19 protein-coding genes, 2 tRNA genes and 1 pseudogene are annotated in these 22,172 nt (G+C 66.5%); 1 reads left to right on the top strand and 21 read right to left on the bottom strand.

The features are described from left to right. Nucleotides 1-5: 5 nt before the first annotated feature. From FZN60_RS22135 to FZN60_RS22035, 21 genes and pseudogenes are all read right to left on the bottom strand, one after another. Nucleotides 6-791: a biotin--[acetyl-CoA-carboxylase] ligase gene (locus FZN60_RS22135; protein WP_158875697.1), complete on the bottom strand. Its 786-nt coding sequence runs from the start codon at nt 789-791 to the stop codon at nt 6-8. Nucleotides 792-803: 12 nt separating this feature from the next. Next, entirely contained in the window at nt 804-2,249 is a 1,446-nt protein-coding gene (gene nuoN, locus FZN60_RS22130) for an NADH-quinone oxidoreductase subunit NuoN (protein ID WP_422570298.1), read from the bottom strand. A gap of 18 nt (nt 2,250-2,267) precedes the next feature. Further along, nucleotides 2,268-3,782: an NADH-quinone oxidoreductase subunit M gene (locus FZN60_RS22125; RefSeq protein WP_158875695.1), complete on the bottom strand. Its 1,515-nt coding sequence runs from the start codon at nt 3,780-3,782 to the stop codon at nt 2,268-2,270. After that, complete coding sequence (gene nuoL / locus FZN60_RS22120; RefSeq protein ID WP_158875694.1) at nt 3,782-5,782, bottom strand: NADH-quinone oxidoreductase subunit L; 2,001 nt, start codon at nt 5,780-5,782, stop codon at nt 3,782-3,784. The genes FZN60_RS22125 and nuoL overlap by 1 nt, the downstream gene beginning before the upstream one ends. A gap of 7 nt (nt 5,783-5,789) precedes the next feature. Then, nucleotides 5,790-6,098, bottom strand: coding sequence for an NADH-quinone oxidoreductase subunit NuoK (nuoK, locus tag FZN60_RS22115; RefSeq protein ID WP_158875693.1), 309 nt, complete (start codon nt 6,096-6,098; stop codon nt 5,790-5,792). 11 nt (nt 6,099-6,109) lie between these two features. Then, nucleotides 6,110-6,730 (bottom strand): NADH-quinone oxidoreductase subunit J, encoded by a 621-nt coding sequence (locus FZN60_RS22110; protein ID WP_199266627.1) that lies wholly within the window; start codon nt 6,728-6,730, stop codon nt 6,110-6,112. 96 nt (nt 6,731-6,826) lie between these two features. Beyond that, entirely contained in the window at nt 6,827-7,318 is a 492-nt protein-coding gene (gene nuoI / locus FZN60_RS22105) for an NADH-quinone oxidoreductase subunit NuoI (protein WP_158875691.1), read from the bottom strand. A 125-nt stretch (nt 7,319-7,443) separates the two neighbouring features. Beyond that, a complete protein-coding gene (gene nuoH / locus FZN60_RS22100; protein WP_158875690.1) occupies nt 7,444-8,499 on the bottom strand; it encodes an NADH-quinone oxidoreductase subunit NuoH in 1,056 nt (351 codons plus the stop codon). Between the two features lie 14 nt (nt 8,500-8,513). Beyond that, entirely contained in the window at nt 8,514-10,589 is a 2,076-nt protein-coding gene (gene nuoG, locus FZN60_RS22095) for an NADH-quinone oxidoreductase subunit NuoG (RefSeq protein WP_158875689.1), read from the bottom strand. Nucleotides 10,590-10,654: 65 nt separating this feature from the next. Beyond that, nucleotides 10,655-11,962 carry an NADH-quinone oxidoreductase subunit NuoF gene (nuoF, locus tag FZN60_RS22090; RefSeq protein WP_158875688.1) on the bottom strand — a complete coding sequence of 436 codons (1,308 nt, stop codon included), beginning with the start codon at nt 11,960-11,962 and terminating at the stop codon, nt 10,655-10,657. Between the two features lie 19 nt (nt 11,963-11,981). Next, entirely contained in the window at nt 11,982-13,139 is a 1,158-nt protein-coding gene (gene nuoE / locus FZN60_RS22085; protein WP_158875687.1) for an NADH-quinone oxidoreductase subunit NuoE, read from the bottom strand. Nucleotides 13,140-13,263: 124 nt separating this feature from the next. Next, nucleotides 13,264-13,815: a Uma2 family endonuclease gene (locus tag FZN60_RS22080; RefSeq protein ID WP_158875686.1), complete on the bottom strand. Its 552-nt coding sequence runs from the start codon at nt 13,813-13,815 to the stop codon at nt 13,264-13,266. Nucleotides 13,816-13,871: 56 nt separating this feature from the next. Beyond that, nucleotides 13,872-15,062 (bottom strand): NADH-quinone oxidoreductase subunit D, encoded by a 1,191-nt coding sequence (locus tag FZN60_RS22075; RefSeq protein ID WP_158875685.1) that lies wholly within the window; start codon nt 15,060-15,062, stop codon nt 13,872-13,874. Then, entirely contained in the window at nt 15,062-15,502 is a 441-nt protein-coding gene (locus FZN60_RS22070; protein WP_158875684.1) for a GFA family protein, read from the bottom strand. The genes FZN60_RS22075 and FZN60_RS22070 overlap by 1 nt, the downstream gene beginning before the upstream one ends. A 1-nt stretch (nt 15,503) precedes the next feature. Then, entirely contained in the window at nt 15,504-16,112 is a 609-nt protein-coding gene (locus tag FZN60_RS22065; RefSeq protein WP_158875683.1) for an NADH-quinone oxidoreductase subunit C, read from the bottom strand. A gap of 13 nt (nt 16,113-16,125) precedes the next feature. Then, nucleotides 16,126-16,611: pseudogene (locus tag FZN60_RS22060) on the bottom strand (NuoB/complex I 20 kDa subunit family protein); the annotation flags it as partial. A gap of 113 nt (nt 16,612-16,724) precedes the next feature. Beyond that, nucleotides 16,725-17,090 (bottom strand): NADH-quinone oxidoreductase subunit A, encoded by a 366-nt coding sequence (locus tag FZN60_RS22055; protein ID WP_158875681.1) that lies wholly within the window; start codon nt 17,088-17,090, stop codon nt 16,725-16,727. Between the two features lie 346 nt (nt 17,091-17,436). Next, a tRNA-Asp gene (locus FZN60_RS22050) sits at nt 17,437-17,513 on the bottom strand. A gap of 303 nt (nt 17,514-17,816) precedes the next feature. Next, the gene (locus tag FZN60_RS22045) at nt 17,817-19,382 is read right to left on the bottom strand and encodes a PAS domain-containing hybrid sensor histidine kinase/response regulator family protein (protein ID WP_158875680.1); all 1,566 of its coding nucleotides are present in this window, start codon (nt 19,380-19,382) and stop codon (nt 17,817-17,819) included. Between the two features lie 372 nt (nt 19,383-19,754). After that, the gene (locus tag FZN60_RS22040) at nt 19,755-20,603 is read right to left on the bottom strand and encodes a universal stress protein (RefSeq protein WP_158875679.1); all 849 of its coding nucleotides are present in this window, start codon (nt 20,601-20,603) and stop codon (nt 19,755-19,757) included. Nucleotides 20,604-20,703: 100 nt separating this feature from the next. Beyond that, nucleotides 20,704-21,153 (bottom strand): universal stress protein, encoded by a 450-nt coding sequence (locus tag FZN60_RS22035; protein ID WP_158875678.1) that lies wholly within the window; start codon nt 21,151-21,153, stop codon nt 20,704-20,706. 764 nt (nt 21,154-21,917) lie between these two features. Between FZN60_RS22035 and FZN60_RS22030 the strand changes: the two genes are divergently transcribed. After that, nucleotides 21,918-21,993: transfer RNA gene (locus FZN60_RS22030), tRNA-Val, on the top strand. Nucleotides 21,994-22,172: the final 179 nt, after the last annotated feature.

The raw sequence follows: 22,172 nt of genomic DNA, 5'->3' as shown, positions 1-22,172 counted from the left end.
TGCTTTCATGTGTTCGACCTCGCGGTCGCCGCGACGCCGAAATGAACGTCTCCGGCGGCGATCCGCGCGATGGTGCCGTCATGTTCCCGGATGACGAGCCGGCATTCCTCATCGATCGTTTCGAACAGGCCTTCGACCAGCCTGTTCTCGGTGCGGACTGAAACGGGCGAGCCGAGGCCCGCCGCGCGCTTCAGCCATCTCGCGCGAATCTCGCCGAGGCCGCGGCCGTCGCGCCAAAGGGCGTGAGCCTGCGTCCAGGCATCGGATAGAGCCAGAAACAGTTCTGCCGCTCCGCAGTTCGCGCCCAGCGCGCGCAAATTCGTGGCGGGGTAAGGAGTGTCGGTCGGATGGCCGACGACGTTGACGCCGATGCCGACGGCCAGCGCGTAACCGCCGCCGGGAAGCGCCACCGACTCAAGAAGAATCCCGACGAGCTTGCAGCGATTGCCGAGCACGTCGTTCGGCCACTTCAGCTCGAATCGCGCGCGCGGCGCGACAGCCTCGAGCGCTTCAACGATGGCGAGACCCGCGACGAAGCCGAGCGTCGCGGCCTCGGGAAGCGCCACCGCCGGCCGCAAAAGAAGCGACGCCGCGAGGTTGCCCCGCGGCGCCTGCCAGACCCGGCCACGGCGCCCGCGCCCGGCCACCTGATTGTCGCTGACGATCCAGAGAGGCGCTGCCTCTCCGGCCAAAGCTCGCTCCAGGGCGACGGCGTTGGTCGACCCGACCGTGTCGAGCACGTCGAGCCGGTATCCCTGGAGCGCCGCCGTAGGCGCGAGCGTGAAGGCCATTCCGTCCGTTCGTCAGAAGAAGGTGCGCGCGGCGGCTTCGGCCGCGTTGAACACCGTGCCGCCGACCACGAGGTAGACCGGGAAGATGAACAGCGCGGTCGCGCCGAGGGCGAAGCGCAGCTCCGGCGCCATCGGCTCGAACGGCGCCGCCGGCTCGTCGAACCACATCACCTTCACGATGCGAAGGTAGTAGTAGAGGCCCACCACGCTCGAAAGGACGCCGATCACCGCGAGGCCATAGAGCTGCGCCTCGACCGCCGCCATGAAGACGAAGTACTTGGCGAAGAAGCCGGCGAGCGGCGGCAGACCGGCGAGCGAGAGCATCAGCGCGGTCAGCGCCACGGCCATCACCGGATTGGTGCGCGACAGCCCGGCGAGCTCGTTGATCTCCTCGACCGACCCTTCGGCCCGGCGCATGGCGAGGATGACCGCGAAGGTGCCGACCGTCATGGCGAGGTAGATCGCCATGTAGAGAAGCACGCCGCGCACGCCCGACACGTTGGCGGCGGCGAGGCCCACCAGCGCGTAGCCCATGTGGCTGATCGAAGAATAGGCCATCAGGCGCTTGATGTTGCGCTGGCCGATGGCGGCGAAGGCGCCGAAGGCCATGGAGGCGATCGACACGAAGACGATGACCTGCTGCCAGTCGACGGCAAGGTTCTGGAAGCCGTCGATGGTGAAGCGCACCATCAGCGCCATGGCGGCGACCTTCGGCGCGCCGGCCATGAAGGCGGTGATCGGCGTCGGGGCGCCCTCGTAGACGTCGGGCGTCCACATGTGGAACGGCACGGCCGAGATCTTGAAGGCGAGGCCGGCGAGAACGAAGACGATGCCGATCACGAGGCCGATCGAGCGCGTCTCGGCGGTGGCGGCCTGGGCGATCGCCTGGAACTCGATCTGGCCGGTGAAGCCGTAGACCAGCGAGGCACCGTAGAGCAGCATGCCCGAGGAGAGAGCGCCGAGCACGAAGTACTTGAGACCCGCTTCGGTGGAGCGCACCGAGTCGCGGTTGATCGCGGCGAGCACGTAGATCGCGAGCGACTGCAGCTCGAGGCCGAGATAGAGCGCGATGAGGTCGCCGGCCGAGACCATGATCATCATGCCGAGGGTCGAGAGGACCATCAGCACCGGGTATTCGAAGCGATTGAAGCGCTCGCGCGAGGCGAAGCCGACCGACATCACCATCGCGAATGCGGAGCCGATCAGCACCAGCACCTTCATGAACCGGGCGAAGGGGTCGAGCAGGAAGGAGCCGCCGAAGGCGACGCCGGTCGGCGTGACGACGACAAGCCAGAGCCCGGAGATGACGACGAGGGCCACCGCGAGGCCCGTCACGATCTGCGTGCTGCGCTCGCCGGCGAAGACGCCGACCATCAGGAGCACCATGGCGCCGACGGCCATGATGAGCTCCGGCCCGGCAATGCCGAGGCTCTGAGACAGGGAGAAGGCTTCAGCCATCATGGATCATCGAACCCTTCAATGGGCTGCCGCAGAGGCGACGGAGCCGGCGGCTTCGATCGCGGCGGTGTAGGACGAGAGGAGGCGCTCCACGGAAGCGGCCGTCACGTCGAAGACGGGCATGGGATAGACGCCGAAGAAGACGACGAGCACGGCGAGCGGGTAGAGAAGGATCTTCTCGCGCCGGTCGAGATCGGTGATCGCCTTCAGGTTCTCCTTGGTAAGCGCCCCGAGGATGACCCGCCGATAGAGCCAGAGCGCGTAGGCCGCCGACCAGATGACGCCCGTCGCCGCGAAGATCGCGACCCAGGTGTTGACGCGGAACACCGCGAGCATGGTCAGGAACTCGCCCACGAAGCCGCTCGTGCCGGGCAGGCCGACATTCGCCATCGTGAAGAGCAGCATCATCGCGGCGTAGGCCGGCATGCGGTTCACGAGACCGCCATAGGCGGCGATGTCGCGGGTGTGCATGCGGTCGTAGACGACGCCGACGCAGAGGAAGAGCGCGCCGGAGATGAGGCCGTGGCTGAGCATCTGGAAGATCGCGCCCTGCACGCCCTGCTCGTTGGCGGCGAAGATGCCCATGGTCACGAAACCCATGTGGGCGACGGACGAGTAGGCGATCAGCTTCTTGATGTCTTCCTGCATCAAGGCGACCAGCGAGGTGTAGACGATCGCGACCACCGAGAGGGTGAAGACGAAGGGCGCGAAGTCGGCGGATGCCAGCGGGAACATCGGCAGCGAGAAGCGGATGAAGCCGTAGCCGCCGAGCTTCAGGAGGATGCCGGCCAGGATCACCGACCCCGCGGTCGGCGCCTCGACGTGCGCGTCCGGCAGCCAGGTGTGCACCGGCCACATCGGCATCTTCACCGCGAAGGAGGCGAAGAAGGCGATCCACAGCCAGGTCTGCATGTTGGCCGGGAAGTTGAAGGCCAGGAGCTCTGGGATCGAGGTCGTGCCGGCGGTCCAGTACATCGCCATGATGGCGACGAGCATCAGGACCGAGCCGAGGAAGGTGTAGAGGAAGAACTTGTAGGAGGCGTAGACGCGCCGCTTGCCGCCCCAGACGCCGATGATCAGGAACATCGGGATCAGCGAGCCTTCGAAGAAGACGTAGAAGAGCACGATGTCCAGCGCGCAGAAGACGCCGATGACGAGCGTCTCGAGCACGAGGAAGGCGATCATGTATTCCTTGACGCGCGTCGTGATGGAGTCGCGGCTCGCCAGGATGCAGATCGGCATCAGGAAGGTCGTCAGGATGACGAAGAGCATCGAGATGCCGTCGACGCCCATGTGGTAGCTGATGCCCGTGCCCAGCCAGGCCGCCTGCTCCACCATCTGGAAGCCCGGATCGCTCGGATCGAAGGCCAGCCAGATGCCGAGCGACAGGACGAAGGTGAAGACGGTGGTCAGCAGCGCGACGTTGCGGATGTTCCGCCGCGCCAGCTCGTTGTCGTCCTTGATGAACAGGATCAGCGCCGCCCCGACCAGGGGCAGATAGGTGACGGTCGACAGAATCGGCCAGTCGAGCATCAGTTCGCTCCCCCGAGCATCATCCAGGTGACCAGCAGCGCGACGCCGATGAGCATGGCGAAGGCGTAGTGGTAGAGATAGCCGGTCTGCAGCCGCACGACGCGGTCGGTCACGTCGAGGACGCGCGCCGAGATGCCGTCGGGGCCGAGCCCGTCGATGATCTTTCCGTCGCCGGTCTTCCAGAGGAAGCGGCCGAGCCACTTGGCCGTGCGGACGAACAGGAAATCGTAGAGCTCGTCGAAGTACCACTTGTTGAGGAGGAACTTGTAGAGCCCCGGATTGCGGGCGGCGGTGGCCGCCGGCAGGCCCGGCGAGCGGATGTAGTAGAGGTAGGCGACCGCGAAGCCGAGAACCATCGCGATCGTCGGCGACCACACCACCCAGGCCGGCACTTCGTGCATGTCGTGGAGGATGTGGTTGTCGGGGCCGGAGAACAGCGCGCCGTGCCAGAACTCCTCATAGGCCTCGCCGATGAAGAAGGCGTGGAAGACGATGCCCGCGAGAAGCGCGCCCGCCGCGAGGACGTAGAGCGGCACCAGCATGACCGGCGGCGATTCGTGGACGTGGTGCATGACCTCGTGGCTCGCGCGCGGCTTGCCGTGGAAGGTCATGAAGACGAGGCGCCAGGAATAGAAGCTCGTCATCGCGGCGGCGATCACCAGCATCATGAAGGCGTAGCCGGCGAAGGCGTTGTGACCGGCGAAGGTCGCCTCGACGATGGCGTCCTTCGAGAAGTAGCCGGCCGTATAGGGGAAGCCGGTCAGCGCCAGCGTGCCGATCATCATCATCCAGTAGGTGATGGGGATTTGCTTGCGAAGGCCGCCCATGTTGCGCATGTCCTGCTCGTCCGAGACGGCGTGGATCACCGAGCCGGCGCCCAGGAACAGGAGCGCCTTGAAGAAGGCGTGCGTGAAGAGGTGGAAGATCGCCGGGCCGTAGGCCCCGACGCCGAGCGCGGCGAACATGTAGCCGAGCTGCGAGCAGGTCGAATAGGCGATGACGCGCTTGATGTCGTTCTGGACGAGGCCGACCGTCGCCGCGAAGAAGGCGGTGGTGGCGCCGACGAAGGTCACCACGGTCAGCGCCGTGTGGCTCAGCTCGAAGAGCGGCGACATGCGCGCGACGAGGAATACGCCGGCGGTGACCATGGTCGCGGCGTGGATCAGCGCCGAGACCGGGGTCGGGCCTTCCATCGCGTCGGGTAGCCAGATGTGAAGGCCGAGCTGGGCCGACTTGCCCATGGCACCGACGAAGAGCAGCAGGCAGATGCAGGTGACGGCGCCCATGGTCGAGAGCGACCAGCCGGCGAACTGCAGCGCCACGTCGCCGCCATGCGCGGCCCCCTCGCCTGCCGCAGCCGCGCCCTCGCCGCCGTGCGCGGCCATGAGGTCGGCGGCACCGGCGAAGATCGTGTCGAAGTTCACCGAGCCGAAGAGGTAGAAGACGCCGAAGATGCCGAGCGCGAAGCCGAAGTCGCCGACGCGGTTGACCACGAAGGCCTTCATCGCCGCCTTGTTCGCCGACGGCTTCTGGTACCAGAAGCCGATCAGGAGGTACGAGGCGAGGCCGACGCCCTCCCAGCCGAAGAACATCTGGACGAGGTTGTTCGACGTCACCAGCATGAGCATGGCGAAGGTGAAGAGCGACAGGTAGGCGAAGAAGCGCGACCGGCTCGGATCGTGGTGCATGTAGCCGATCGAGTAGATGTGGACGAGCGCCGACACCGTGTTGACGACGACGAGCATGACGAGCGTCAGCCGGTCGATGCGCAGCGCCCAGGACACGTCGAGCGTGCCCGACTGCATCCAGTGCAGGAGCTCCACGCGCAGCGTCTCGCCCTCTCCGAAGAAGAAGGAGATGAAGGCGACCCAGGACAGGAGCGCCGCGACCACCATGAAGCCGGAGGTCACGTATTCCGCGCCCTTGTGCCCGATCTGCCGGCCGAAGAGGCCGGCGATGATGAAGCCGAGGAGCGGGAGAAGGACGATGATCGTATACACGGCGGCCTCAGCCCTTCATCGTGTTGACGTCGTCCACGGCGATGGAGCCGCGGTTGCGGAAGAAGACGACGAGGATGGCGAGGCCGATCGCGGCCTCCGCGGCCGCCACGGTGAGGATGAACAGGGCGAAGACCTGCCCGACGAGGTCGTTCAGGAAGGCGGAGAAGGCGACGAAGTTGATGTTGACCGAGAGCAGGATCAGCTCGACCGACATCAGGATGGTGATGATGTTCTTCCGGTTGAGGAAGATGCCGAAGACGCCCGTGACGAACAGGATGGCGCCGACGGTGAGATAGTGGCCGAGACCGACTTCCATGGGATGTTTCCTTAAAGGCCCCGGCCGCTCTCGACCTTGACGATCTCGATGGCGGTCTTCGGATTGCGCGCGACCTGCACCGGGATCGACTGGCGACGCACGCCCTCCTTATGGCGAAGCGTCAGGACGATGGCACCGATCATGGCCACGAAGAGGATGAGGCCGGCGATCTGGAAGAAGAGGATGTAGCGGGTGTAGAGCACCTGCCCCAGCGCCTCGATGTTCGTCACCTGGTCGAGCGGCGGGATCGGCATGGGGGTGGCGAGCGTCGTCGCCGTGGAGGGCGCGAGGTAGCTGCCGCTCAGGGCGATCACGAGCTGGGCGAGGAGCGCCAGGCCGATGATGGCGCCGAAGGGCGCGTATTTCAGCGCCCCCTTCTTCATCCGGCCCATGTCGAGGTCGAGCATCATGACCACGAACAGGAACAGGATCGCCACCGCGCCGACATAAACGACCACGAGGATCAGCGCGAGGAACTCCGCGCCCGTCAGAAGGAAGAGCCCCGCCGCCGCCACGAAGGTGAGGATCAGGAACAGAACCGAGTGGACGGGATTGCGCGAGAACACGACCATCAGGCCGCCGCCGACGGCGATCAGCGCGAAGAAGTAGAAGAAGGTCGCCTGAAGGCCCAGCATGATCGGGGCTCCCTGAGGATTGATGCGGTCGGACTTGCGGCTCGCGGAACGCCGGACGCGCGGCGCGAGCCAGATGCGTCGTCGCGCGCCGGATTAGCGGTAGGTCGCGTCCAGCGCAATGTTTCTGGCGAGCTCCCGCTCCCAGCGGTCGCCGTTCGCCAGCAGACGCTCCTTGTCGTAGTAGAGCTCCTCGCGCGTTTCGGTCGAGAACTCGAAGTTCGGCCCCTCGACGATGGCGTCGACCGGGCAGGCCTCCTGGCAGAAGCCACAGTAGATGCACTTCACCATGTCGATGTCGTAGCGCACCGTGCGGCGCGTGCCGTCGTTGCGGCGCGGACCCGCCTCGATGGTGATGGCTTGCGCCGGGCAGATCGCCTCGCAGAGCTTGCAGGCGATGCAGCGCTCCTCGCCGTTCGGGTAGCGGCGCAGCGCGTGCTCGCCGCGGAAGCGGGGCGAGACCGGGTTCTTCTCGAAGGGGTAGTTCACCGTCGCCTTCGGCGCGAAGAAGTAGCGCATCGACAGGCGGAAGGCGGCCACGAACTCGGTCAGGAACAGCGAACGGACGGTTTGGGCGAGTGCGCTCACGGCGAAAAGCTCCAGAGGCTCGAACGGTGACCGGCCCGGCCTAACCGGCCGGGCGCGGCATGCGATTTGTCGTTTCGTCGACCAAGGCGGTGCGAGACTGCCGCACCGTTCTCAAGCCGTATGGATCAGGACGCTGCGGCGCCCCAGCCGAAGATTTGCACCACGAAGGCGGTGATGATGACCGCGGCCAGCGAGAGCGGCAGGAAGGTCTTCCAGCCGAGCTGCATGAGCTGATCGTAGCGGTAGCGGGGCACGAAGGCCTTCACCATCGCGAACAGGAAGAAGCAGAAGGCCACCTTGATCAGGAACCAGAGGAAGCCCGGCACCCAGGTGAACGGAATGAAGTCGAAGGGCGGCAGCCATCCACCGAGGAACAGGATGGTCATCAGGCAGCACATCAGCGTGATCGCCGCGTACTCGCCGAGCATGAACATCATGTACGGGGTGGAGCCGTACTCGACCATGAAGCCGGCGACGAGCTCGGATTCGGCCTCCGGCAGGTCGAAGGGCGGCCGGTTCGTCTCGGCGAGCGCCGAGATGAAGAAGATCACGAACATCGGGAAGAGCGGCAGCCAGTGCCAGTCGAGGAACGAGCCGGGAAGCCCGATCATGGTGCCGAGGCCGGTGCCCTGCGCCAGGACGATGTCCGTGAGGTTCAGCGAGCCGACGCAGAGCAGGACGGTGACGATCACGAAGCCGATCGAGACTTCGTAGGACACCATCTGCGCGGCCGAGCGCAGCGCGCCGAGGAAGGCGTACTTCGAATTCGACGCCCAGCCGCCCATGATGACGCCGTAGACCTCGAGCGAGGAGATCGCGAAGACGTAGAGGATGCCGATGTTGATGTCGGCGATCACCCAGCCGTCCGCGACCGGCACCACGGCGAAGGTCGCGAGCGCCAGCGTCACGGCGACCAAGGGGGCCAGCAGGAAGACGATCTTGTCGGACGAAGCCGGGACCACCGGCTCCTTCAGCACGAACTTCAGCAAGTCCGCGAAGGATTGGAACAGGCCGAACGGACCGACCACGTTCGGCCCCCGCCGCATCTGCACCGCCGCCCAGATCTTGCGGTCGGCGAGCAGGATGTAGGCGATGAGGACGAGCAGGACGACGAGGAAGAGCAGGCTCTGCCCGATGATCAGGAGCGCCGGCAGGACGTAGGTGTTGATGGTGTCGATCATGGGTCCAGCCGTTCCTATTCCGCGGCCTCGAGGTGAAGCTCCTGGGCGAGCTTCGAGCACTCGGCCATCACCTTCGAGGCGCGGGCGATCGGGTTCGTCAGGTAGAAGTCGTGGACGACCGCCGGGAAGGCGCCGCCCGACAGCGTGCCGGCGCGATCGGCCAGCGTCGTGATCACGGAGGGATCGGCCGGCGTCAGCCCGTCGCCGCCGAGCGCCGGGTTCGACGAGAAGAGGTCGCGCCGCAGAGCGCCGAGCGAATCGAAGGGCAGCGTCTTGCCGAGAACGGCCGAGAGCGCCCGAAGCACCGCCCAGTCCTCACGGGCCTCGCCCGGCGGGAAGGCCGCGCGGCCGCCGGTCTGGACGCGCCCTTCGGTGTTGACCCAGGTGCCTGACTTCTCGGTGTAGGTCGCCGCCGGCAGGATGACGTCGGCGCGGTGGGCGCCCTTGTCGCCGTGCGTGCCGACATAGACCACGAAGGCGCCGGGCGCGATCTCGATCTCGTCGGCGCCGAGGTTGAACAGGACGTCGACGCCGCCTGACGCCATCTCCGCCGCCGTCTTGCCGCCCTCGCCCGGCACGAAGCCGATGTCGAGGCCGCCGACGCGGCTCGCGGCGGTGTGGAGGACGTTGAAGCCGTTCCAACCCTCGGTGACCGCGCCGATCTCGCGGGCGAGTGCGGCGAGCGCGGCGAGCGCCTCGCCGCCCTTCTCGCCGACCAGGGCGCCGCCGCCCACAATGATCATCGGACGCGAAGCGTTCTTCAGCGCCTCGTAGAAGCCGCTGTTGGCGCTCTCGATGTTGGAGAGCGTGTCCGAGCCGGCGCCGAGATAGGCGTATTCGTAGCGCAGATCCGCCCGCTGGCCGACGACGCCGATCGGGAAGCCGCCCTGGCGCCAGCGCTTGCGGATGCGCGCGTTGAGGACGGAGGCCTCGAAGCGCGGGTTCGAGCCGACGATCAGCAGTGCGTCGGCATGCTCGATGCCGGCGATCGTCGTATTGAAGAGGTAGCTCGCGCGCCCGTTTGCCGGATCGATCTTCGCGCCGTCCTGACGGCAATCGAGGTTGGCCGAGCCGAGGGATGCCATCAGGCGCTTCAGCGCCCACATCTCTTCCAGCGCCGCGAGGTCGCCGGCGATGGCGCCGAGGCGATCGGGCGCCGTCGCGGAGACGCGCGCCTTCACAACGTCGAAAGCCTCGCCCCAGGAGGCCGGCCGCAGGCGGCCGTTCTCGCGGATGTACGGCCGGTCGAGGCGCTGCGTGCGCAGGCCGTCCCAGACGAAGCGGGTCTTGTCGGAGATCCACTCCTCGTTGATGTCCTCGTTGGTGCGCGGCAGGATGCGCATCACTTCGCGGCCGCGCGTGTCGACGCGGATCGAGGAGCCCACGGCGTCCATGACGTCGACCGTCTCGGTCTTCGACAATTCCCAAGGCCGGGCCTGGAAGGCGTAGGGGCGCGAGGTCAGCGCGCCGACCGGGCAGAGATCGATGACGTTGCCCTGGAGCTCCGACGTCATCGCGTTCTCGAGGTAGGTCGTGATCTCGGCGTCCTCGCCACGGCCGACGAGGCCGAGTTCGGAAATGCCGGCGACCTCGGTGGTGAAGCGGACGCAGCGCGTGCAGTGGATGCAGCGCGTCATGATCGTCTTCACCAGCGGCCCGATGTACTTGTCCTCGACGGCGCGCTTGTTCTCGCGATAGCGCGACGAGTCAACGCCGAAGGCCATCGCCTGATCCTGCAGGTCGCACTCGCCGCCCTGATCGCAGATCGGGCAGTCGAGCGGATGGTTGATCAGCAGGAACTCCATCACGCCCTCGCGGGCCTTCTTCACCATCGGCGTGTTGGTGAAGATCTCCGGCGCCTCGCCGTTCGGCCCGGGCCGCAGGTCGCGCACGCCCATGGCGCAGGACGCCGCCGGCTTCGGCGGTCCACCCTTCACCTCGATCAGGCACATGCGGCAGTTACCGGCGACCGACAGGCGCTCGTGGAAGCAGAAGCGCGGAATCTCGGCACCCGCCTCCTCCGCCGCCTGGAGCAGCGTGTAGTGATCGGGAACCTCGATCTCGGTGCCGTCGACTTTGATCTTTGCCATGGTTCTATCTCAATGTCCGCGCGGGCCGAGGAAGGCGTGAAGCAAGCCGGAGCTCGCCACCCGCCCTACTCCGCCGCCTGGAGGATCGGCTTGCGGTCCATGTCGGCGTTGCGGGAGAACTCGTCGATGCGGCGTTCGATTTCGGCGCGGAAGTGCCGGACGAGGCCCTGGATCGGCCAAGCCGCCGCGTCGCCGAGCGCGCAGATGGTGTGACCTTCGACCTGCTTCGTCACGTCGAGCAGCATGTCGATCTCGCGCTTCTGCGCGTTGCCGACCGTCATGCGCTCCATCACGCGCCACATCCAGCCCGTGCCTTCGCGGCAGGGCGTGCACTGGCCGCAGCTCTCGTGCTTGTAGAAGTAGGCGAGCCGGGCGATCGCGCGCACGATGTCGGTGGACTTGTCCATGACGATCACGGCGGCGGTGCCAAAGGAGGACTTCACCTCGCGCATGCCGTCGAAGTCCATCGGCGCGTCGAGGATCTGCTCGCCGGGCACCAGTGGGCAGGACGAGCCGCCGGGGATCACCGCGAGAAGGTTCTCGTAGCCGCCGCGCACGCCGCCGCAATGCTTGTCGATCAGCTCGCGGAACGGGATGCCCATGGCCTCCTCGACCGTGCAGGGCTGATTGACGTGCCCCGAGATCGAGAAGAGCTTGGTGCCCGTGTTGTTCGGACGGCCGATGCCGGCGAACCAGGCGCCGCCGCGTCGCAGGATCGTCGGCGCGACCGCGATCGACTCGACGTTGTTGACCGTCGTCGGGCAGCCGTAGAGACCCATGTTCGCGGGGAACGGCGGCTTCAGGCGCGGCTGGCCCTTCTTGCCCTCGAGGCTCTCGAGAAGCGCGGTCTCCTCGCCGCAGATGTAGGCACCCGCGCCGTGGTGGACGATGACGTCGAAGTCCCAGCCGCACTTGTTGTCGCGGCCGAGAAGCCCGGCCTCGTAGCACTCGTCGATCGCGCGCTGCAGCGCGTGGCGCTCGCGGATGTATTCGCCGCGCACGTAGATGTAGGCGGTGTGCGCCCCCATCGCGAAGCCGGCGATGACGCAGCCCTCGATCAGCGTGAACGGGTCGTTGCGCATGATCTCCCGGTCCTTGCAGGTCCCGGGCTCGGACTCGTCGGCGTTGACGACAAGGTAGTGCGGGCGCTCGCCCACTTCCTTCGGCATGAAGGACCATTTCAGGCCCGTCGGGAAGCCGGCACCGCCGCGGCCGCGCAGGCCGGACGTCTTCATCTCGTTGATGATCCAGTCCCGGCCCTTGCCGATGATGTCCGCTGTGCCGTCGAAATGGCCGCGCTTCATCGCGCCCTTCAGGCTCTTGTCCCGAAGGCCGTAGATGTTGGTGAAGATGCGATCCTTGTCCTGGAGCATGGCCCGTCCTCGTACCGCCTCAGTCCTTCGCCGGGCTGCCGCCCGACGTGTCGGACGTGTCCTTGCGCTTAGCCTCAACCACGGGCTCGAAGGGCTCGCCTCCGGCCGTGTCGTTCGTTTTCCGCCGCGACGGCTCGGTGGCCGTGCCTTCCGGGTTGTCGACGAGCTTGCGCTCGGCGATCACCGCGTCGCCTGCGGCCGCTTCCTGGTCGCGCAGCTTGCCCTCGGTCCGCGCGTCGCCCGGCGCCTTGTCGGACGGCGTCGTGCCGAAGGCGGCGGCGTCCTTCTCTTCGGCCCCGGTCTGGCCCTCCACGGTGCCGCCTTCCGAGCCGGAGCCCGGACGGCTGGCTTCGGCGACGAGCTTGTCGCTCGTCGTCGGCTCGGCCGCGGCCGGAGCGCTGTCTTCGCGCTTCGCCTTGCCGGGGCCGGCGATGGTCGGATCGGTCTCGGCAGCATGGGTGTCCGGCCGCCCCGCCTGGGCCGGCGGCACGGATGCCTCCGCACCGGCCGGCGCGGAGCGCGGCGTCGTCGTCCCGCGCGAGGTTTCCTCGGCGGAGCCGTCCTCGTCGACCTCGGTCAGCGTCGTGAGGCCGCCGATCGGCACGGACAGGTGCCGGTCGGTCTGCGGACCCGGCTTCACCTCGGCGCCCTTGCCGGCCTCGAAGGCGTCGATGATCTCGCCGAGCCGCTTGGGCGTCAGGTCCTCGTAGGTGTCCTGGAAGATCATCACCATCGGCGCGTTGACGCAGGCGCCCAGGCACTCCACCTCTTCCCAGGACAGCGTGCCGCCCTCGTTGAGATGGAACGGCTCGGGATGGATCTTCGACTTGCAGACCGTCTTCAGGTCGTCCGAGCCGCGCAGCATGCAGGGCGTCGTGCCGCACACCTGGATGTGGGCCCGGGTGCCGACCGGCTTCAGCTGGAACTGCGTGTAGAACGTCGCCACCTCGAGCACGCGGATCAGCGGCATGCGCAGCATGCCTGCGATCGCCTCGATGGCGGCCTTTGTGACCCAGCCATCCTGTTCCTGGGCGCGCATGAGCAGCGGGATCACCGCGCTCTGCTGGCGTCCTTCCGGATACTTCAGGATCGTCGCTTCGGCCCAAGCGGCGTTTTCGTCAGAAAAGGCGAAGCTCGGCGGCTGAACGGCGGCTTCGGCGAGACGTCTGACCGACATCGGACCTCGACTTGAGAATGTTTATAAGCTGTCGTGTTGCGGCGCGTTCTATCACATGAACGACAAAAGACCAGCGTCGCGTGGCCGCACAATTCCATGCATTTGGAGCACGCTCTCGCCTCCCCTAGATAGGAATTTGCTCCTGGCCCAGAAGGGCTGGAACTGCGACAGAAAAGCCCGGCGGATCAAGGACAACGTTGCCCTCGGCAAGAATGCGGGTCTCGATGGTCTCGGCGCCAGGTTCCCGACGATGGTGGACGATGCGACCGGCGTCCGGGTAGACGATGAGGTAGTGAACCAGGCTGCCGATGCGGAAGTAGTCGAGAAGCTTGTCTCCGGCATCGCGCCGGGTGCTGCCCGGCGAAACCACTTCCACGAGGACGATGGGGTCTTCAACGATGGCGGAGCCGTCGTCGACGGTGCCGCAGGTCACGGTGACGTCGGGGATGCGGTAGCCGCGTTTGTCCGTCCTGACGCCGATCCCGTCCACGAAGGCGCGGCAAGGCAAGGCTGCGCTTCGGATCGCTCGGCTCATCAACAGCCAGATCCGAGCCTTGGCGTCGACGTGCCGTGCGGCTTCCGGTGCCATCAGCCGGACGGGAATGCCGTCGATGAGTTCGTAGCGGCTTTCACCCGGCTGGATCTCGGCCCAGGCCAGGAACTCCTCGACGGTCATGGGTGTCGGTGCGGCCCTGCTCATGGCCGCAACCTATCAGAACTCGGCGTCGGCCGTCAGCGGTCGACCTCGCCGAAGACGATGTCGCAGGAGCCCAGCACCGCCGACACGTCCGCGAGCAGGTGCCCGCGGCAGAGGAAGTCCATCGCCTGGAGGTGCGCGTAGCCCGGGGCGCGGATCTTGCAGCGGTGCGGCTTGTTGGTGCCGTCCGCTACGAGATAGACGCCGAACTCGCCCTTCGGCGCCTCGACGGCCGCGTAGACTTCGCCCTCCGGCACGTGGAAGCCCTCGGTGTAGAGCTTGAAGTGGTGGATGAGCGCTTCCATCGAGCGCTTCATCTCGCCGCGCTTCGGCGGCGCCACCTTGCCGTCCGTCGAGGTGACGGGGCCGACGCGCTCGGGACCCTGCAAAAGCTCGACGCACTGGCGCATGATCTTCGCCGACTCGCGCATCTCGACCATGCGGATGAGGTAGCGGTCGTAGCAGTCGCCGTTCTTCCCGATCGGGATGTCGAACTCCATCTCATCGTAGCACTCGTAGGGCTGCGACTTGCGAAGGTCCCAGGCGGCGCCCGAGCCGCGCACCATCACGCCCGAGAACCCCCAGGCGAAGGCGTCCTCCAGGCTGACGACGCCGATGTCGACGTTGCGCTGCTTGAAGATGCGGTTGCCCGTCAGCAGCTCGTCGATGTCGTCGCAGGTCTTCAGGAACGGGTCGATCCACTCGCCGATGTCGTCGACGAGCTGCGCCGGGATGTCCTGGTGGACGCCGCCCGGCCGGAAATAGGCCGCGTGCATGCGCGCGCCGGACGCCCGCTCGTAGAAGACCATGAGCTTCTCGCGCTCCTCGAAGCCCCAGAGCGGGGGCGTCAGCGCGCCGACGTCCATGGCCTGGGTCGTCACGTTGAGGAGGTGGGAGAGGATGCGGCCGATCTCGCTGTAAAGGACGCGGATGACCTGTCCGCGCCGCGGAACCGTCACGCCGGCGAGCTTCTCGACGGCGAGGCAGAAGGCGTGCTCCTGGTTCATCGGCGCGACGTAATCGAGCCGATCGAAGTACGGCAGCGCCTGGAGGTAGGTCTTCTGCTCGATCAGCTTCTCGGTGCCGCGGTGAAGCAGGCCGATATGCGGGTCGACGCGCTCGACCACCTCGCCGTCGAGCTCCAGCACGAGGCGGAGCACGCCGTGCGCGGCCGGATGCTGCGGACCGAAGTTGATGTTGAAGTTGCGGACGTCGATCTCGGCCATCACTCAGCCTTTTCTTGCGATCCGACGAACTGATCCTGGGTTTCCGCGCCCGTCAGGCGACGGCGCTCCCCGGCGAATTCGTAGGTCGACGGCTTGTCGTCGATAAAGATTTCTTCGGCGAAAACGAAGAGTTCGGAATTCTCGAAGGCAGGCATGGAGACCGCGACGTGGCCGCTGCCGTCCCGCATCCGCCAGAAAAGGCTGGCGCCGCAGGTCCGGCAGAACACGCGCTCGCCCCATTCCGACGAAGCGTACACGCCGAGCGCCGCGTCGTCGGCGACGCTCACATCCGTGCAGGGCACGGCCATGAAGACGCCGCCCGACCAGCGCCGGCACATGCCGCAGTGGCAGACGTCCATCTCCGGCTTTAGCGGGCGCGCCGTGAAGGCAACCGCGCCGCACAGGCATTGCCCGGAAAGAGGCTCGCCCGCCGCCGGCATCTCAGTTCGCCCGCGCCTTCTCGTCGCCCGGCAGAACGTATTCCGTGCCTTCCCAGGGCGACAGGAAGTCGAACTGGCGGAACTCCTGGCGTAGCTGCACCGGCTCGTAGACGACCTGCTTCAAAACGTCGTCGTAGCGAACCTCGACGAAGCCGGTCAGCGGGAAGTCCTTGCGCAGCGGATGCCCCTCGAAGCCGTAGTCGGTGAGGATGCGGCGCAGGTCCGGATGGCCGGTGAAGAGGATGCCGTAGAGATCGTAGGCCTCCCGCTCGAACCAGTCGGCGCCGGGATAGAGGCCCGTCAGCGACGGCACCGTCTCGTCCTCGGCGACCGAGAGCTTAAGGCGGATGCGCTGGTTCTGCTGCGGCGACAGGAGGTGGGTGACAACCTCGAAGCGCTTCTCGCGGTTCGGATAGTCGACGCCGCACACGTCGATGAAGCAGACGAAGCGCGTCTGCGGATCGTCGCGCAGGAAGGACACGACCGGGATCAGCGTGTCGGGCGTGACCGTCAGCGTCAGCTCGCCGAAGGCGCGGCTGTGCCCGGCGAGCTTGTCGCCGAGCGCCTCGACCACGTAGTCGGCCATCTCGTCGATCGAAGGAGCCCACATATCGTTCTCGCCCTCAGCGCTCGATCGTGCCGGTGCGGCGGATCTTCTTCTGGAGAAGAAGCACGCCGTAGAGCAGCGCCTCCGCGGTCGGCGGGCAGCCCGGCACGTAGATGTCCACCGGCACGACGCGGTCGCAGCCGCGCACCACCGAATAGGAATAATGATAGTAGCCGCCGCCGTTGGCGCAGGAGCCCATCGAGATGACGTAGCGCGGCTCCGGCATCTGGTCGTAGACCTTGCGCAGCGCCGGGGCCATCTTGTTGGTCAAGGTGCCGGCCACGATCATCACGTCCGACTGGCGCGGAGAGGCGCGCGGCGCGAAGCCGAAGCGCTCGGCGTCGTAGCGCGGCATCGACATCTGCATCATCTCGACGGCGCAGCAGGCGAGACCGAAGGTCATCCACATCAGCGAGCCCGTGCGGGCCCACTGGATCAGATCCTCGGTCGAGGTGACGATGAAGCCCTTGTCGGAAAGCTCGTCATTGATCTCGGTGACGAACGGGTCGCGCGCCGCCGGCACTTGGCCGGGCACGGCGAGCCCGCGCGCGGCGGCCGGCGCGGAACCGAGGTCGGTCGCGGGCGCCAGCAGCGGCAGGTTCTGACTACGGTCGCTCAATCCCATTCGAGAGCACCCTTCTTCCACTCATAAACGAAGCCGATCGTCAGCACGCCGAGGAACGCCGTCATCGACCACAGCCCGTACCATCCGATGTCGCCGAAGGCGGCCGCCCAGGGAAACAGGAAGGCGACTTCGAGATCGAAGATGATGAACAGGATCGACACGAGATAGAATCGCACGTCGAACTTCATGCGCGAATCGTCGAAGGCCTCGAAGCCGCATTCGTAAGCCGACAGCTTCTCGTCGTCCGGCGCCTTGAAGGCGAGCAGGAACGGTGACACGAGAAGCGCCAGCCCGATGAACAGGGCGACGCCGACGAAGATCACGATCGGCAGATAGGATGCGAGGAGCTCCGACACTCTCAACCGTCCCGATTTTTTGATGGCGAATGCCGCGAGAGGCGCGTGTCCGGGCTAGCCCGAAACCCTTGCCCCTCACTTGAGCGCTCGCGAGAGAGAATTCAATGCGGCCGAATGGCCGGGCGCGGTCCGTCCGGCGCGGCGAGGATTAGAACGTCCCCAAATCCGAAGCAAGCGCGAGTCGCTCGCGACGGCCGCGCATCGCCGGCCAAATTCAGCAAGGCTCCGGACGTGCGGCAGCACCGACCTATCAGTGGACCGCAAGCCGACCCACGATAGTGGCTTCGACGCCGCAGAGCGGATCAGGCTTGATCCGCGACAAGATGCCATTCCTGAAGAAGAAAGATGGCGCGAGTGACGGGGCTCGAACCCGCGACCTCCGGCGTGACAGGCCGGCACTCTAACCGACTGAGCTACACCCGCGCTGTGAGCCGCTCGACTGTGTGTCCCCGCGGCTCGTGAGGGGTGATCTACGGGGCGAGGCCTTCCCTGTCAAGCGATTCTCGGAAGGCTCTTTCAGAGGTTTTTGCGGTCCCCTCGGCTGTTGCAAAAAGGTCAAACAAGCCGACGCCGGCAGCGGTCGGCGAAGCTCGCCGGACGATGCGTCCGGTCATTTACCCTCGGAAAAGATGCGGCGCCGCGACGCTTCCGCAGCTCGTGGTGATCGAGGCATCCGTCGTCGACGCTCGGCAGGCTCGGCCAACAGCCGGGTCGAACGCGGGCGGGTCAGGACGCCCGATTCTTGAACTCCCTCGCGACGGCGCCTTCCAGATCCGCCTGCGTGAAGGGTTTCGTCAGCTTCGCCAGCTTGCCGTCGCCGTCCGGCGGCAGGTCGGCGTAGCCGGTGGCCAGCAGGATCGGCATGTCGGGCCACTCGGCATGGATCTCCGCGGCGAGCTGGGAGCCCGTCATCTGCGGCATGGCGTGATCGGTGATCACCAGATCCACCGGCTCGCCCGCCCTGAGGGTCGCCAGCGCGCGTTTGCCGGAATTGGCCTCGAGGACCCGGTGCCCGAGATCCTCCAGCATCATCGCCGTGTTGGCGAGAACGAGGCTGTCATCGTCGACGACGAGGATCGTGCGGGCCTGCGCCGGCAGGTCGCCCTGAGCGACCGCGCTTGCGGGAGTTTCGGGCAGGACCTCGGCGAGACGGTCCGCCACGGGAAGCCACAGCTCCGCCGTGGTCCCCTCGCCCGGCCGGCTCTTCAGAACCAGGCGGCCGCCGGATTGCTCGGCGAGGCCGTGGACCATGGACAGGCCGAGCCCGGTCCCCTTGCCCACGCCCTTGGTGGTGAAGAAGGGTTCGGAAGCCCGGGCCAGCGTTTCCGCGTCCATTCCGCTGCCGGTATCCGCGACCGACAGGCAGATGTAGGAGCCCGGCTCCAGATTGGCCGGATGGTTCGCGTCGACGTCCGCCTCCTGGGCCCCGATCACGACGGTTCCGCCGTCCGGCATCGCATCGCGCGCGTTCACCACGAGATTGAGAAGCGCGAGTTCGAGCTGGTGGCCGTCCGCCATGGCGCGGTCGAGCGCGATGGGAAAGCGCGTCTCGATGGAGATCCGCGGGCCGATCGATCGCTGCAGCAGGTCGGACATCCCCTTGACCAGCGCGGGAATGTCGAGCGGCTGCGGGACGAGTTCCTGCCGGCGGGCGAAGGCCAGCATCCGCTTCGTGAGGGCCGCACCGCGTTCGGCGCCCTGCACGGCGTTGTCGATGAGCGCCTGGGCTCGCGGATCGTCGGGGATGCGCTTGCGGAGCAGGTGCAGGCTGCCGAGAACGGCTGCCAGCAGGTTGTTGAAGTCGTGGGCGATGCCGCCGGTCAGCTGGCCGATCGCTTCCATCTTCTGCGCCTGGATCAGCGCTTCCTTCGTGCGCTCCAGCGCGACCTGCGCTTCGCGGCGCTCGGTCAGATCGCGCGTGACCTTGGCGAAGCCGACGAGCCTGCCTTCCGTGTCGACGATGCGGTCGATGATCACGTGCGCCCAGAACCGCGTGCCGTCCTTCCGCAGGCGCCAGCCCTCGTTCTCGAATCGCCCCACCTTCGCGGCCGTGTCGAGGGCCCGGCTCGGCAGGCCGGTCTCGCGATCTTCCGGGGTGTAGAAGCGGGAAAAGTGCTGCCCGAGGATCTCGTACGCCGCATATCCCTTGAAACGCTGGGCGCCGGCGTTCCAGCTGGTGACGTGCCCGGTCTCGTCGAGCATGTAGATGGCGTAATCGGTGACCGACTCGACAAGGAGCCGGTAGCGCCCTTCCTCGGTTAAAGAGGCTTCGAAACGATCAGTCGGCTTCATTGCATTTCCCCACGTCGCCCGCAGCTTCTACGGACGCGAAGTCGGACATCAAGGAGATGCGAAGCACGGCAACGATTTGTTGGCCAGAGGTCCTCGAAGACGTCGTCTCAGGTGATTTCGCACCCTCCACGACCTTAATTAAAGGAGTTTGGCTGCGACCTCTACTCCGGGTGGCGGCCCGGCATTTCGGCGGTCCGGCGCGGTGGGGAAGCGCGATGCGGGCCGAACGAGTTGGTCCAAAACTGAGTCCGGCGCTTTGACCCGGGAGGATGCGGACCGAGGGAGATCGTGCCGGGCGACGTGGTCGATCCCCCGCCAGCCGGACCGGCCCCGTCGGCCGGTCGGACGTCGCGGGTCTCTGCTTCTCGATTGTCAGTGGGCGAGTAGCAGCGGGATGGGGCAGCGATCGAGGAGCGCCGACGTCACGCCGCCGAGCACGGCCTGTTGAAGCCTCGAATGGGCATAGGCGCCCATGACGATCATGTCGGAGCTCGCCTCGAAGGCATGGTTGCGCAGCGTTTCCGCGACGTCCCGATGCGGCGCGGTGAGTCGCGTCTGCCGCGTCGTGACGCCGTGATGCCCGAGATAGGCCGACAGCCTCTCCCCCGGAGCGATGTCGGATACGTCCTTTTCGCCCTTCACGGTGACGATCTCGACGCCCTCGGCCGCCTGGAGGATCGGCAGCGCTTCGCGCACCGCCCGCATCGAGGGAAGGCTTCCGTCCCAAGCCACGAGAACCCGCCGCGGCACGGTCGGCTCGACGCCCTCCGGCACCCGGATCAGCGGTCGCCCGGTGCGGAACAGGTACGCCTCGACGATCTCCCGCTCGTCCCGCAGCCCCGCGCTTCCCACGTCCATGACGATGACGTCCTGGAGCTGCGCGCGAATGGCGGCCCGGCCGAGAAGCGCGAGGAAGTCGAGCGCGATCAGGTGCTTGTCCACCGCGACGCCGGCATCGGCGATCGCGGTGGCAGCGCGGTCGAGATTGGCCTGGGCGCCCTCCTCCAGCCGCTTGGCTTCGGCCGTGAGAAGCTGGCGCGGCATGTCGGTCAGGAGGCTGTAGGGAACCCATGCGGACTGCGGCAGCAGGAAGTCGACGCTGACGAAGCCCGAAAAGCGCCGAGCCATCTCGATGACGAGCTTGGTGGCGGGGCTCGGCGAGGTGCGACCGTCCGCTTCCGGAAGAAGCGGGAGGAGGATGTTCTTGTAGCCATATGACATGATGTTTGCTCCCGTTTGCGAACTGCGATCCCGATGGCTGGATGATGGAAGCCTGCCGGCGTCGCCCTCACCCGGCGAAGAACCGTGCAGACGCTCCGCTTCAGCGCACGACGAGAACGGGAACCGAGCTCGTCACCAGCACTTCGTTCGTTTCGCTTCCCAGGATCAGCCGCTGCAGTCCCCGACGACCGTGCGACGCGACGACGATGAGGTCGCAGCCCTGAGCCTTGGCCGTGTCGACGATGCCGAACGCCGGATTCGAGTCGCTGACATGGAAGGTCGTCGCCGGAACGCCCGCCTCGTCGGCGAGGCGCTTGGCCTCGGCCAGCACCTGCCGAGCCGACTCCTCGTTGACCTGCCGGAACCGCAAGATGTCCTCTCCGGTCACGCCCCAGCCGGCCTCCGAGCCGGCTCCGAGAAATGGAAACGGCTCCGACACCGTGACGAGCACCAGCCGCGCGCCGGTGAGCTTGGCCAGGTCGATGGCATGCCTCACGCCGCGCGTGGCGAGCTCGGATCCGTCGGTGGCGGCGAGAATGTTGGCATACATGGCTGTCTTCCTCTTTCAACGTGAAGCTGACATCGCTTCGAACCGCTCATCCGACCGAGCCGAAAGGGACAGGTCCCGGGGCGACGCCGTTTCCGGCAGTCCGATGAGCGGGTGCCTCGGCTGCGGGACGTCATCAGCGGAGCGATGCCGGTCAGCCGTCGTCCAAGCGGCGGCGGAGGGAAGCTCACGAAGAACCAGCTGAGGTGAAGCGGCCGACCGTTTCGATTGCTCGTGGATGAATGGCGCCCCATGCTTAGTGCTCGGGCGCACGACCGCGCATTGATCCAAATCAAAGCCAAGCCAAATGGCTCGCCGCCCTTCCTGTCTCGTCTCTGTTCATCGGTCTAGACCGAATTGAGACGCTCGCGACCAACGTGTTCTTTTACATGATAGGGCATCCGCGCCGTCGAGAATTCGGAAGCTCCTTAGCGGGCTGATCGTCAACACCCTAAATTATGGAAGAACTGGGGACGGAGCCATGAGATCTGTTCAAGTCCGAAATCTCGGCCGTCCTGACGGGACGAGTGGTCAGTCGTCGCTGGATCGTCGGCATCGCCGCCGCAACCTTCACGAGCTGAATTGCGGTGGCGAAGGGCTTTCAACTGAGCAGTGAAGCCACCCTCGGTCGGCGGAACCATTCAGATCCGATCGTAGGCGCGAAAACCGCAGCACTGCACCGATCCGAAGCGATGCGGCCGCAAGTGGGCGCCGCGCAGGCCGGCCGACTTGCGCCGGAAGGTCCCGACCACCTATAGAACCCCGGCGGGCGATTAGCTCAGTTGGTAGAGCGCCTCGTTTACACCGAGGATGTCGGCGGTTCGAGTCCGTCATCGCCCACCAGAGCCTTAGGCGACGTCGACGAAGGCCACGAGCTCGTGCGCCTCGTTTTCCGGGGTCGTGTCCCTTGGCGTGGTGTAGCTCGCGAAGGGCCACCACGGTTGCCGGCTTGGGCCGGGCAGATCAGACTGCGAGGGTTGGCAGGCTGACGAGGGGATCATCGCCGATCGGGGCGATGCTTT

The organism is Antarcticirhabdus aurantiaca, assembly GCF_009765365.1.
GTDB classification, from domain to species: Bacteria; Pseudomonadota; Alphaproteobacteria; order Rhizobiales; family Rhizobiaceae; genus Antarcticirhabdus; species Antarcticirhabdus aurantiaca.
Note: the sequence above shows the minus strand (reverse complement) of the source record. Positions and strands in the feature narration are given on the sequence as shown.